This is a genomic window from Micromonospora musae, from assembly GCF_003626635.1.
Classification (GTDB): Bacteria; Actinomycetota; Actinomycetes; order Mycobacteriales; family Micromonosporaceae; genus Micromonospora; species Micromonospora musae.
Window position 1 is genome coordinate 316,463 of the sequence record NZ_RAZT01000007.1, and the last position, 11,859, is coordinate 328,321.

An 11,859-nucleotide genomic window follows, 5' to 3' on the forward strand; every position below is an offset into this window, starting at 1 on the left:
GACCTGGTCCCGCCGCGAGCGGGATCGGCCCCGGTTCGCGGTTTCGCCCGATTCGCAGTGGGCAGGTGTGAGGATCGGAGCAGGGAGTCGGAGGGAGCGCGACGTGGTCGACCGGATCGCCGACCCGTGGGGTCCGCGAACCCCGTACGGGGCGGGACAGGAGTGGCCGGTACGGGTGGACACCTTCCTCGACGGCGATCTGCGCGCCGAGGACGTGGACCAATGGGTCCAGTCAGCGTCGATCCTGCACTCCAACGGCGACGCGCTCGACATCGCGGTGCGGGACGGCCGGATGGTCGGCGTACGGGGCCGGGCGGTGGACCGGGTCAACCGGGGGCGGCTCGATCCGAAGGACCTCTACGGCTGGCAGGCCAACCACAGCCCCGACCGGCTGACCCGTCCGCTCGTCCGCGACGGTGACCGGCTGGTGGAGACCGACTGGGACACCGCCATGGGGCGGATCGTGGACCGGTCGAAGGAGCTGCTCGACGGCCCCGGCGGCTGGGGCCACTTCGGCTTCTACACCACCGGTCAGCTCTTCCTCGAGGAGTACTACACGCTCGGCGTGATCGGGAAGGCCGGTCTCGGCACGCCGCACATGGACGGCAACACCCGGCTCTGCACGGCGACCTCGGCTGCGGCGCTGAAGGCGACCTTCGGCGCGGACGGGCAGCCCGGCTCGTACACCGACATCGACCACTGCGACACGCTGGCGCTCTGGGGGCACAACGTCGCGGAGACCCAGGCGGTGCTCTGGATGCGGATGCTGGATCGCCGCCGTGGTCCGAACCCGCCGGCGATGCTCGCCGTCGACCCGCGGTCCACCGCCGTGACCCGCGAGGCCGACCTGCACCTGCCGATCCGTAACGGCACCAACATGGCGCTGCTCAACGGGCTGCTGCGGGAGGTCATCCGCAACGGCTGGTACGACGAGGAGTACGTGGCGGCGCACACGCTGGGCTTCGACGAGCTGTCCCGCACCGTCGACGGCTACCCGCCGGAGCGCGTCGCCGAGATCTGCGACGTGCCCGCCGCCGACGTACGCCGCGCCGCCGAGCTCCTCGGCGGGTCGCAGCGCCTGCTCTCCACCGTGCTGCAGGGCTTCTACCAGTCCAACCAGGCCACCGCGGCGGCCTGCCAGGTGAACAACCTGCACCTGCTCCGGGGGATGATCGGCCGTCCGGGCGCCGGCCTCTACCAGATGAACGGCCAGCCGACTGCGCAGAACACCCGGGAGACCGGGGCGGACGGGGACCTGCCGGGGCTGCGCAACTGGGACAACCCCGACCACATCGCCGAGCTGGCCCGGCTGTGGAACGTCGACTCCGAGGTCATCCCGCACTGGGCGCCGCCCACGCACGCCATGCAGATCTTCCGGTACGCCGAACAGGGCTCCATCAAGCTGCTCTGGATCAGCGCCACCAATCCGGCGGTCTCCCTGCCCGACCTCTCCCGGATCCGGCGCATCCTGCGCCGGCCCGAGCTCTTCGTGGTGGTGCAGGATCTCTTCCTGACCGAGACCGCGGAGTTCGCCGACGTGGTGCTCCCCGGTGCCACCTGGGGCGAGAAGACCGGCACCTTCACGAACGTGGACCGGACGGTGCACCTCAGCGAGAAGGCGGTCGAGTCACCCGGCGAGGCGCGACCCGATCTGGACATCTTCCTGGAGTACGCGCGGCGGATGGACTTCCGTGACCGCGACGGTCGACCGCTGATCAGGTGGACGTCGCCGGAGGAGGCGTTCGAGGCGTGGAAGGAGTGCTCCCGGGGCCGCCCGTGCGACTACACCGGGCTCAGCTACGACCGGCTGAGGGGCGGCAGCGGCATCCAGTGGCCGTGCACCGACGCCCGACCCGAGGGCACGGAGCGGCTCTACGTCGACGGGGTCTTCCCCACCGACCCGGAGGTGTGCGAGACCTACGGCCAGGATCTGGCCACCGGCGCCGAACTCCTCGCCGACGAGTACCGGGCGAAGCAGCCGGGCGGGCGGGCGTTCCTGCACGCCGACGAGTACCGGCCGTCGCCGGAGGTGCCCGACGCGGAGCATCCGATGCTGCTCACCACCGGCCGCACCGTCTACCAGTTCCACACCCGTACGAAGACCGGCCGGGCACCGCAGCTCAACGCCGCCGCGCCGGACGTCTGGGTGGAGCTGAACCCGGTCGACGCCGAGCGGCTCGGCATCGGCGAGGGTGACCTGGTGGGGGTCTCCTCGGCGCGCGGCGCCGTGCAGGCCCGGGCGCGGCTCAGCGGCATCCGCCCCGGGGTGGTCTTCCTGCCGTTCCACTACGGCTGGTTCGACCAGGACCCGGCCGACCGTACGCCGCGGGCCGCCAACGAGTTGACCATCACTGCCTGGGATCCGGTCTCCAAGCAGCCGCTCTTCAAGGTCGCCGCGGTGGCCGTGACCCGGCTTGCCGGCGGCGGGGGCGTCCCGGCGCCGGCGCCGACGGTGGGCGGCAGCGCGCCCGCCGTCGCCGGGATCCCGGCGACGGTCGGTGGCCCGGCGGCGGAGGCGACCAGCCAGGTGGGAGGGGAGTGAGTCATGCATCTCGCGCTCTATCTCGGGCTGCTGCACCGGGCCGAGACCAACCTCGCGGACGCGTTCGGGCAGGTGGGCGCCGCGCACCAGGAGGAGCCGGACGTCTTCCACCTCTGCGCGCAGCAGGCGAAGCGGTGCCACGGGTACGCGGAGCTGCTGAAGCCGTTCGTCGCCCGGTACGCCGAGGAGGCGCCCGCCGAGCCGGACCGGCTGCACTCGGAGTTGTTCGGTGGTACCCGCGGCGGTGGGATCGGGCTGCTCCGCGACCTTCAGGACCTCTATCTGATGGCGGCCGAGTGCGACATCTGCTGGACGGTGGTGGGGCAGGCCGCGTACGGCGCCCGGGACCGGGACCTGCTCGCGGTGGTCCGGCGGTGTGAGGGCGAGACCGCCATGCAGCTGAAGTGGCTGCGTAGCCGGATGAAGCAGGCCGCCCCGCAGGCGCTGGTGGTGGCCGAGTGACTTCGCGCGATGTGCCAGGCACTGGCGATCCGGTGGCCGTGCCCTTACCACCGTCGGAGCGGTGCTATAGCGTCAGCGACGTGATTGTCGAGCAGCATTGGTGGAACGGTGACCGGACGGCGCGGGGGCGCCGGGACGTGTACATCCGCACCGACGGGCAGCGCTGGGAGGTCCAGGCCCAGATCGGTGGTGAATCCGGGCGGTCCCGGGTGCAGGAGTGCCCGAGCCGGGCCGCAGCCGCCATCCTGGCCGGCGCGTGGCGCGGCAACCATCCGGCCTGGCGGCAGCTGCCCCAGTGACGGTGGCCCCACCCGCCCGCCCAGGCCGCTGAGCTACTGCTCAGCGGCCTGCTTCGCTGTCGCGTGCGTTCGGCCCATGGCCGCGGCGCGCCCGGGCAGCCGGTGACGGTGCCGCGGTGGACGATGCGCGGGGCGTCAGTGCGGGTTGCCGGCGGTGAGCCGGAGGGTGAAACCGGCCGGGCCGCCACGGTGCAGGCTCACGTGGTTGCAGGACTGGTAGGTGATCCAGAGTCCGAGGCCACCGGTCGCGCCGTCGCCGGCCGGGAGCAGCCCGGCGAACGGATCCTTCGGGCCGTCCCCGGCGTCGCTGACGGTCGCCACGATCCGGTCCGGACCGGCCCAGAGGCGTAGCCGGACCGGGGTGCGCCCGTGCCGCAGCGCGTTGGTGACGGTCTCGCTGACCGCCACGATCAGATCGTCGACGTCGTCCGGGGGCAGTACGCCCCGGTCGACCGCCTGCACGGCGGCGCGCGCCTGCGCGGCGGTGGGATCGGTCAGTTCGATCAGGGGCGCGGTGGCCTGGAGCGGATCGGCCGGCGCGGCGCGCTCCTCGCGCAGGTAGACGACCGGCTCGGTGTACGTCGGGCTGGGCAGGTGCTCTCCGCCGGGGGTGGCGTACCGGGGGTGGGTGCGGGCCACCTCGTCGAGCACGTGCGGTGGCGTGATCCGGGTGTCGTACGCGCACATGCTCCAGAGCGGGAAGTCGTCGTACGCGTGGTTGATCGCCGACTCGTACCGGGCCCACCAGTCCCAGGTCGCCCCGAAGGCGACCTCCGGCAGCTCGCCGATGATCCGGATCTGACCGGCTCCGGCGGCCACCCGGTCGGCGAGCAGCTGCCGGTAGGAGCGGATCGCGGCGGTGGGGCGGGCGTAGACGCTGCCGCCGGTCAGGAACTCGACGCCCGATCCGGTGGGCAGGGCGGCCCGCACCAGCCCGCCGGTGCGCTCGCCGAGGGCGACGAACGTCGGCTCGCCGGCCTCGACTCCGCCGAGCAGGAACGGCAGCACGACGGCGAGCAGCTGCTCGTCGGAGTCGTAGCGGACCGCCTCGTGGAAGTAGCCGTGGTGGCCTGCGGCGGCACCCGTCCTCATCGGGCCACCTCCACGGTGAGACCGGGCAGATCGAGCAGGGCGGCGAGGCGCGCCGCGGCGGGGAGCGGCGAGCGCAGCAGCACGGCGCTGTTCCGGCGGCAGGCGTACTCGCGCAGCCGCAGCAGCGCCCGGTGGTCGACGAAGCGCAGGCCGGGGGCCTCCAGCACCAGCCGGCCGTCGACCGGTCGCAGGTCGGCCCGCTCCAGGGCGGTGACGAAGAGCTCCTCGCCGGTCTCGTCCAGCTCCCCGGTCAGGCCCGCGCGGTGGCCCGTTCCGTCCCAGGCGAAGAGCTGGAACGGGGCCTCGACGGCGTTCGTCTCCGGGTGCAGGCAGGCCAGCTCGGCCACCGCGCGGCCGTCGATCTCCCGCCGGTCGTACGCGCACATCGCCCGGAAGGGCCGGGCGCGCATGTACCGGTCGACCAGGTGCTCGTAGCGGGTGAAGGCGTCGAGCTGGGCCGGGGTGCGGACCAGCGGGGTGGCTTCGGCGACCACCCGCAGGCCGCGGTAACCGGCGGCGAGGGCGGCCTCGGTGGCCGCCGCGTACGCCCGCACCTGGGCGGGGCCGTCCACGACGGCGCCGGAGGGGTAGGTGTCGGGCAGCGACACCACCTCGGCCGCCCCGCGGGCCAGCGCGTCGCCCAGCGCCGGGGTGGTGGTGAGCCTCGCGACCACCGGCTCGACCGGGCCGGCGGTGACGTACCAGAGCCGTTCGCCGGCGGCGAGGCCGGCGGTGAGGAACGTCCGGGCCGCCTGGTCGAGCGCGGCCGGATCGTCATAGACCCAGCAGACGTGCCCGTACGTCGTCGAAGGCGTCATGCCGCTGATCACGCCCGCTGCCCCATGCGGGCAGTTTAGGGCCACTCGCCCGGTCACGGCGCCTCCGCCGGGCAGCGCTGCCGCAGCCGCTCGATCACCGCCGCGCCGGCCTCGTCGAAGGCGTCGAGCTGTGCCGGGGTGAGCGCGTCGAAGAAGAGTTCGCGGACCAGGGCCGCGTGGGCCTGCGCGGCGGTGCGCACGCCGGCCAGGCCGGTGTCGGTGATCCGGACGGTGGCCGACCGGGCGTCCTCCGGGCAGTCGTCCCGCAGGACCAGGCCGCGCTGCTCCATCCGGCGGAGCTGGTGGGCGAGCCGGCTCTTCTCCCACTGGAGCTCCTCGCGGAGTTCGCGGGACCGCAGCGCCTGCCCCGGTGCCTCGGCCAGCGCGGCGAGCACCTGGAAGTCGGGCTCGGAGATTCCCGCGTCCCGCTGGAGGTGCTGGTTGAGGGCGAGCGAGAGCTGGTCGTGCATCCGGTGGAAGGCGCGCCAGCTCTGGTACTCGCGCCCGTCGAGCCGGTTGCCGGATTCGCCCATCCGACCAGCGTAATTCGGGATGGGGTCGACCGCCCGGGTCGGGAACCGGGGCCGGTCGGGGATGACCGGGATCACACGCGCATCCACCGTGCGCGCCGTAGTCTGGTTGACGCATCAACCTTTGGGAGGCAGTCGTGTCAGGCAGCTACGGCCACCGCCTCGAGTTCGGCACGTTCGTCACGCCGGTGAACGCGTCGCCCGACACCCCGGTGGCGCTCGCCCGGCGCAGCGAGGCGCTCGGCTACGACCTGGTCACCTTCTCCGACGACCCCGACCAGCCCGCCCACCTGGACACGTGGACGCTGCTCGCCTGGGTCGCCGGCCGGACCGACCGGATCCACCTCGCCGCGAACGTGCTCACCACCCCGATGCGGCCCCCGGCCCTGCTCGCCCGCTCCGCCGCCAGCCTCGACCTCCTCTCCGGCGGGCGGCTGGAACTCGCCCTCGGCACCGGCGAGAGCGACCGGGCCCCCGGCGGGCTCGCCGCCGTCGAGGCGCTGGGCGGCCCCGCGCTCGAACCGGGAGCGGCCGTCGACGCGCTCGGCGAGTCGGTCGACGTCGTCCGGGCCATGCTCGACGCCGGCGACCCGGCACCGGTTCGCTACCGCGGCGAACACCACCGCCTCGACGGGGCGGCGGGGGGTCCGCTACCGGCCCACCACATCCCGATCTGGCTCGGCGGAACCGACCCCCGGCTGCTGCGGCTGGTCGGCGCGACGGCCGACGGGTGGCTCAGCACCCTCGACCCGGCCACGCCCGACGCGGTCCGGGCCGGCAACAAGCTCATTGACGAGGCGGCCCGCGAGGCGGGCCGCGGCCCTTCGGAGATCCGCCGACTGCTCAACGTCTCCGGACGCTTCACCGACACCCGCCAGGGCTTCCTGCACGGACCGGCCGCCGGCTGGGTCGAGGACCTGCTGCCGCTGGTCGTCGAGGACGGTGTCGGCACATTCATCCTGATCACCGATGACGTGGCGACCATGGAGCGGTTCGCCCGGGAGGTGGCGCCCGCCCTGCGGGAGGCGGCCGACCGGGCCCTGCCCGCGCCGCTGCCTCGCACCGCCGCGCGCAGCGGCGCGGTCCGCGCCAGGCGGCGTCCCGGCATCGCGTACGACGAGCTGCCCGCCTCCCTGGCCGACCGCGCCGTGGAGCCCGGCGACATCGACTACTCCCGGGTGAAGTCGAACTACCTGCGCGGCGGCGCGCCCGGTCTCGTCCTTCGGCCGCGTACCCCGGCCGAGGTGGCCGACGCGCTCGCCTTCGCCCGCGCGCACCGGCACCTGCCGCTCGGCATCCGCAGCGGCGGGCACGGCATCAGCGGCCGGTCGACGAACGACGGCGGCATCGTCCTCGACGTCGGCGAGCTGAACGGCATCGAGGTGCTCGACGAGGCCCGCCGCCTGGTCCGGATCGGTCCCGGCGCGCGTTGGACGGACGTCGCCCAGGCGCTGGCCCCGTACGGCTGGGCGCTCACCTCCGGCGACTACGGCGGGGTCGGCGTGGGCGGGCTGGCCACCGCGGCTGGTGTCGGTTGGCTGGCGCGCAAGCACGGGCTCACCATCGACCACCTCCGCGCCGTCGAGCTGGTCCTCGCCGACGGCCGCGTCGCGCGGGCGAGCGAGACGGAGAACCCCGACCTCTTCTGGGCGGTACGCGGCGCCGGCGCCAACTTCGGCGTGGTGACCGCGTTGGAGTTCGAGGTGGACGAGGTCGGGCCGGTCGGTTGGGCCCAGTTCGCACTCGACGCCGGTGACCCCGCCGGTCTGCTCACCCGCTGGGGCGCCGCGGTCGAGGCCGCGCCGCGCGACCTGACCAGCGCGATCATCATGGGCCCGCCCCGGATGGGTCAACCGGCGGTCGCGCAGGTGATGGCGATGGTCGACTCGGACGATCCCGCCACGATCGTCGCCCAGCTCCAGCCGCTCGCCGACGTCGCGCCCGGGTACGACCAGCAGGTCGTCATCACCTCGTACGCCTCGGTGATGGCGAACGCGAGCGACGCGCCGCACCAGGCGCAGGGTGAACCGATCTCCCGCACCGGGTTGATCACCCACCTCACCGCCGAGTTCGCGGCGGCCGCCGCCCGACTGCTGACCAGCGGCGTCGTCTACTTCTTCCACATCCGCTCGATCGGCGGGGCGGTCACCGACGTGGACCCGGACGCGATGGCCTGGAGCCACCGCGGGTCCAACTTCCACGTGACCGCCTTCGGGCGGCACCGGGCCCGGCTCGACGCGCTCTGGGACGACCTGCTCACCGAGCACCTGAGCGGCACGTACCTCAGCTTCGAGACCGACCTGCGGCCGGAACGCCTCACCGAGGCGTTCCCGCCCCGCACGCTGGCCCGGCTGCGCACGCTGAAGAAGCGCTACGACCCGGACGGCCTCTTCCGCGACAACTTCGCCATCACACCCGACACCGCATCGAGGACGACGCCATGACCGACTACGGGCACGACCTACTGTTCGGCACCTTCGCCACGCCCACCGTGCAACCCGTCCGGCACGCCGTCGACCTGGCAGTCGTCGCCGACCGCGCCGGGCTGGACCTGGTCACCTTCCAGGACCACCCGTACCAGCCGCGCTTCCACGACACCTGGACGCTGCTGAGCTACGTGGCCGCGCGCACCGAGCGCGTGCACCTCAGCGCCAACGTGCTCAACCTGCCGCTGCGGCAGCCCGCCATGATCGCCCGCAGCGCGGCCAGCCTCGACCTGCTCAGCGGCGGGCGGTTCGAGCTGGGCATCGGCGCGGGCGCGTACTGGGACGCCATCGAGGCGATGGGCGGCCCGCGACGCAGCGCGGGCCAGGCGATCACGGCGCTCGACGAGGCGATCCGGATCATCCGCGAGGTCTGGGCGGCCGACAGGCCCGGCGGCGTACGCGTCGACGGCGAGCACTACCGGGTGAACGGCGCCAAGCGGGGGCCCGCCCCCGCGCACGACGTGAACGTGTGGGTCGGCGCGTACAAGCCGCGGATGCTGCGGCTGACCGGGCGGATGGCCGACGGCTGGCTGCCGTCCCTGCCGTACTTCCAGAACGGACCGGCCGAGCTGACCCCGATGAACGAGCAGATCGACGAGGCCGCCGTGGCGGCGGGTCGGGAGCCGGCACAGATCCGGCGGCTGCTCAACATCGGTGGCGAGTTCTCGCCCACCGGCCGGTCGCTGCTCAACGGCCCGCCGGAGCAGTGGGCAGAGGATCTCGCCGGCCTGACCCTGGAGTACGGGGTGAGCGCCTTCATCCTGATGGCCGACGATCCCGCCACCATCGAGGTCTTCGCCGCCGAGGTCGCCCCGGCCACCCGGGAGCTGGTCGCCGAGGAGCGGGCCCGCACCGCGCGTTGACCCGACCGCACCGGCCGGTTGCGGTGTCCCGGCCCCCGGTTCGGTGGGGCCGGCGGTCAACCGTCGGTCGGGTCGACGGCGGCGAGCCGGCCACGCAGGTGCTCCCGCTCCGGCTCGGTGCCGGCCAGGTCGAGCGCCTCCCGGTAGGCGGCGGCCGCCTCCGCGTGCCGGCCGAGCCGGTGCAGCAGACCGGCCCGGGCGGCGGGGTAGGGGTGGTAGCCGCGTAGCTGTGCCTCGCCGGCCAGCTCGTCCAGGAGCGCGAGGCCGGCCTCCGGGCCGTCCCGCATCGCGACCGCCACGGCCCGGTTCAGGGCCACCACCGGCGAGGGGGTCAACGCGAGGAGTACGTCGTAGAGCGCCACCACCTGCGGCCAGTCGGTGGACGCCTCGTCGGCCGCCTCGTCGTGCAGCGCCGCTATCGCGGCCTGTACGCCGTACGGGCCGGGCGTGCCGCCGGTGAGCGCGACGAGCACCAGGGAGCGCCCTTCGTTGATCATGTCGCGGTCCCACCGGGTGCGGTCCTGGGCGTCGAGGAGCACCAGTTCACCGTCGGCGCCGATCCGGGCGTCCCACCGGGCGTGGACGAGCAGCATGAGCCCGAGCAGGCCGGCGACCTCCCGCTGGGTGGGCAGCAGCCCGCGCAGGATCCGGGCCAGCCGGATGGCCTCCTCGGCGAGGTCGAGCCGCTGGAGCCGTGGGCCGGAGCTGGCCGCGTACCCCTCGGTGAAGATCGAGTAGACCGCCTGGAGCACGCCGGGCAGGCGCCCCGGCAGCTCCGCCGGCTCGGGCACCCGGAACGGGATGCGCGCCTCGGAGATCTTCCGTTTCGCCCGTACCAACCGCTGGGCCATGGTCGCCGTCGGCACCAGGTAGGCCCGGGCCACCTCGGGCGTGGTCAGTCCGGCCAGGTAGCGCAGGGTCAACGCGCCACGGTCCGCAGCCGGCAGCGCCGGGTGGGCGCAGGTGAAGAAGAGCCGCAACCGCTCGTCGGGGAGGCCGTCGTCGTCGCTCACCGGGGCGGCCGCGTCGGCCCGCTCCGCCTCGGCCGCGATGAGCGCCAGCCGGGCCGCGTACGCCTGGTCGCGCCGGAGCCGGTCGACGGCCCGGCGGCGGGCGGTGGTGAGCAGCCAGGCGCCGGGCCGGGACGGTACGCCGTCGACCGGCCAGTGCAGCAGGGCCGCCTCGATCGCCTCGGAGGCGACGTCCTCGGCGAGGTCGAGATCGCCGAAGCGGTGCACCAGGGCGGCGAGCAGCCGGCCGTGCTCCTCGCGGAACACCGCCTCGACCGAGGAGCGCGTGCCGGCTGCCCGCTCGTCCACTCCGCTCGACCTCAGAACTCGGCGACCGGCCGGACTTCCATCGCCCCGTTGCCGCGTGCCCCGGGGCAGCGCGCGGCCCACTCCACGGCGACGTCGAGGTCCGGCACGTCGATGACGTAGTAGCCGCCGAGCACCTCCCGCGACTCGGCGAACGGCCCGTCGGTGACGGCCCGCTCGCCGGTCTCGGCGACGTGCACCGTGGTGGCGGTGGTCAGGTCGGCCAGCGAGTGGCCGGAGACCAGGATCCCGGCCTCCGCGACCGCCTTGTCGAAGGCCACCCAGTCCTCGACGGTGCACGGGTCCGGTGCGTCCGCGGAACCGCTGTAGATCAGCAGCATGTACTTCATGTCCGACTCCTGTCGTCTCTCCGGCTGCCTTACGTTCTGACGACGAACGGGGCCGGCGCCAATCGACACGCCCCACAGAAAATTCTCGTCGCTCTGCGCGCTGATCGCCCGCCGAGGTGACGCGGGCCGGGCTGCCGCTACCGAACGAGCAGCTACCGGGCCAGCAGGGCGCGCAGCGCCGCGACGACCTCGGCCGGCGCCTCCTCCGCCATGAAGTGGCCGCAGGAGACGGTGCGGTGCTCCAGATCCGGCGCCCAGGCCCGCCACAGCGCCGCCGCGTCGTAGCCGAGAGCGGCACCCCAGTCCTGCTGGAGCACGGTCACCGGCATCCGCAGCCGGTTCCCCGCCGACAGGTCGGCCCGATCGTGCACGACGTCGATCCCGGCCGACGCCCGGTAGTCGGCCACGATCGAGGGGACCGCCGCCCGGGACGCCGCCAGGTACGCGGCCCGCACGTCGGCCGGGAGAGCCGCCGGGTCGCGGGTCCAGACATCCAGGAAGTGCCCGAAGAAGGCGTCCGGGCTTCCGCTGATCAGCTGCTCCGGCAGGCCGGGCGGCTGGGCCATGAGGTACAGGTGGAAGCCGACGGCGGCGGTGGTGCCGTGCAGGACGTCCCACATGTCGAGGGTGGGCAGCACGTCCAGCGCGGCGAGGTGGGTGACGGCGTCCGGATGATCGAGGCCGGCCCGCACGGCGACCAGCGCACCCCGGTCATGCCCGGCCAGGGCGAACCGCTCGTGGCCCAGCGCCCGGGCCAGCGCCACGATGTCGGCGGCCATCGTCCGCTTGGCGTACCGCTCCCCGTCGGTGTCGACGGGCTTGTCGCTGGCGCCGTACCCGCGCAGGTCGGGGGAGATCACCGTGTGGTCCGCGGCGAGATCGGCGGCGACGTGCCGCCACATGAGATGGGTCTGCGGGAAGCCGTGCAACAACACGACGGGGCTGCCGGAGCCGCCCACCGCCGCCTGGAGCGTCACACCGTCCGCGACGGTGACGCGCTGGTAGTCGAAACCCTTGATCTCCACGAGGGGACCTTTCGCTGTCGGAGGCCCGGGGCGGGGACGCCGCCCCAGCCGGTACGCGTCGAGCCTGCGCCCGACC

Annotated in this window: 11 protein-coding genes; 5 read left to right on the forward strand and 6 right to left on the reverse strand. The window is 74.0% G+C overall.

Features of this window, described 5'->3' with window-relative positions; all coding sequences use genetic code 11:
- The first annotated feature begins 103 nt into the window (after positions 1-103).
- From D7044_RS16065 to D7044_RS16075, 3 genes are all read left to right on the forward strand, one after another.
- On the forward strand, positions 104-2,542 hold the full coding sequence (locus D7044_RS16065) for a molybdopterin oxidoreductase family protein (protein ID WP_120673562.1): 2,439 nt from the start codon (positions 104-106) through the stop codon (positions 2,540-2,542).
- A 3-nt stretch (positions 2,543-2,545) separates the two neighbouring features.
- Positions 2,546-3,004 carry a hypothetical protein gene (locus tag D7044_RS16070; RefSeq protein ID WP_120689406.1) on the forward strand — a complete coding sequence of 153 codons (459 nt, stop codon included), beginning with the start codon at positions 2,546-2,548 and terminating at the stop codon, positions 3,002-3,004.
- A gap of 80 nt (positions 3,005-3,084) precedes the next feature.
- On the forward strand, positions 3,085-3,303 hold the full coding sequence (locus D7044_RS16075) for a hypothetical protein (RefSeq protein ID WP_120673560.1): 219 nt from the start codon (positions 3,085-3,087) through the stop codon (positions 3,301-3,303).
- A gap of 135 nt (positions 3,304-3,438) precedes the next feature.
- On the opposite strand, the gene D7044_RS16080 is transcribed toward D7044_RS16075, so the two are convergent.
- From D7044_RS16080 to D7044_RS16090, 3 genes are read right to left on the reverse strand one after another with little or no spacing between them, the layout of a single operon-like run.
- Entirely contained in the window at positions 3,439-4,395 is a 957-nt protein-coding gene (locus D7044_RS16080) for a sensor histidine kinase (protein ID WP_120689407.1), read from the reverse strand.
- Positions 4,392-5,213, reverse strand: a complete 822-nt coding sequence (locus D7044_RS16085) for an MEDS domain-containing protein (RefSeq protein ID WP_120689462.1) — start codon at positions 5,211-5,213, stop codon at positions 4,392-4,394. The genes D7044_RS16080 and D7044_RS16085 overlap by 4 nt, the downstream gene beginning before the upstream one ends.
- Positions 5,214-5,266: 53 nt before the next feature.
- Positions 5,267-5,746: a MarR family winged helix-turn-helix transcriptional regulator gene (locus D7044_RS16090; RefSeq protein WP_120673956.1), complete on the reverse strand. Its 480-nt coding sequence runs from the start codon at positions 5,744-5,746 to the stop codon at positions 5,267-5,269.
- A gap of 134 nt (positions 5,747-5,880) precedes the next feature.
- On the opposite strand from D7044_RS16090, the gene D7044_RS16095 reads away from it, so the two are divergent.
- Positions 5,881-8,187 (forward strand): LLM class flavin-dependent oxidoreductase, encoded by a 2,307-nt coding sequence (locus D7044_RS16095; protein WP_120689408.1) that lies wholly within the window; start codon positions 5,881-5,883, stop codon positions 8,185-8,187.
- Complete coding sequence (locus tag D7044_RS16100) at positions 8,184-9,092, forward strand: LLM class flavin-dependent oxidoreductase (protein ID WP_120689409.1); 909 nt, start codon at positions 8,184-8,186, stop codon at positions 9,090-9,092. Before D7044_RS16095 ends, D7044_RS16100 begins: the two co-directional genes overlap by 4 nt.
- A 56-nt stretch (positions 9,093-9,148) precedes the next feature.
- Here the strand turns inward: D7044_RS16100 and D7044_RS16105 are convergent, their stop codons facing one another.
- The 3 genes from D7044_RS16105 to D7044_RS16115 form a co-directional block, all read right to left on the reverse strand.
- The gene (locus D7044_RS16105) at positions 9,149-10,411 is read right to left on the reverse strand and encodes an RNA polymerase sigma factor (RefSeq protein ID WP_120673556.1); all 1,263 of its coding nucleotides are present in this window, start codon (positions 10,409-10,411) and stop codon (positions 9,149-9,151) included.
- 11 nt (positions 10,412-10,422) lie between these two features.
- Complete coding sequence (locus D7044_RS16110; RefSeq protein ID WP_120689410.1) at positions 10,423-10,758, reverse strand: YciI family protein; 336 nt, start codon at positions 10,756-10,758, stop codon at positions 10,423-10,425.
- A gap of 152 nt (positions 10,759-10,910) precedes the next feature.
- Positions 10,911-11,783: an alpha/beta hydrolase gene (locus D7044_RS16115; RefSeq protein ID WP_120689411.1), complete on the reverse strand. Its 873-nt coding sequence runs from the start codon at positions 11,781-11,783 to the stop codon at positions 10,911-10,913.
- Positions 11,784-11,859: the final 76 nt, after the last annotated feature.